The organism is Stenotrophomonas maltophilia group sp. RNC7, from assembly GCF_030910085.1.
Lineage (GTDB): Bacteria > Pseudomonadota > Gammaproteobacteria > Xanthomonadales > Xanthomonadaceae > Stenotrophomonas > Stenotrophomonas sepilia.
In genome coordinates, this window is record NZ_JAVFVN010000011.1 from 1 (window position 1) to 837 (window position 837).

Below are 837 nucleotides of genomic sequence, written 5' to 3' on the forward strand. Positions count from 1 at the left end.
CTTTTTCCGATGCGGTCGTCCGTCTTGTATCAGACAAATTCCGCGACGTTGTGAGTGCCAGAGATTTCGGTGCTTTCGGGGCAGGCAATGATGACACGACCGAATTACAGACTTTTCTTAATCAGATGAAGCCAACTGGACTTAAGGCGTGGTTGCCGCGTGGTGAATACGCTCTATCGTCTACACTTGTCCTTAATAATGCTGGTACGAATGTACAGCCGGGTGTGGAGCCAGAGAAAAATGAAATTCTTTATAGAACTGCAATTGTTGGCGATGGAGCTGGATCAACTATTCTACGCTACGTTGGTTCTGGCGCTGCGCTGCATATCAACACTGGATTAGGTAAGGCCCATCATCGCGGGTTTAGTCTCGTTCAAGATGATAATGTAAACAGGAGTGGTGTAGGACTAAAAGTAGATTGGTCGGCATCTCTTAAATTTTCTGATATTGAGATTAAAGGCTTTGAGTATGGACTGCACAACCTAGATAGTTTTTCTATCTTGTACGAGGCAATAGACTTTGAAGATAACAGAGTTGGTTTCATTGGGGGCTATGCACAGGGATCACATCCTAATGCTATAAATTTCATATCTTGCCGGTGGATGAATAATAAGAATAGTGGTGTAACTTTGATTAATCCTACCACTTGTAATTTTATTGGCGGTTCATTTGAAGGAAACGGCACTGGTGACAACCAAACAGGTGCCATCTCCATTAATGGAGCTTCTAGCGAAGGGGCATTTGGTTGCAATATTACTGGTGTTTATTTTGAGAATAATTTTTGTTTGGCCGATATAGTTATAAACAATGCGGGTAGCGGTAGCCGAGTGGGAATGC

General features: G+C 43.1%; 1 protein-coding gene. It reads left to right on the forward strand.

Annotated elements, in window-relative coordinates; translation table 11 throughout:
* Positions 1-837: hypothetical protein (locus tag RCF13_RS00055; RefSeq protein ID WP_308140651.1), on the forward strand; the 837-nt coding region annotated here is incomplete at both ends.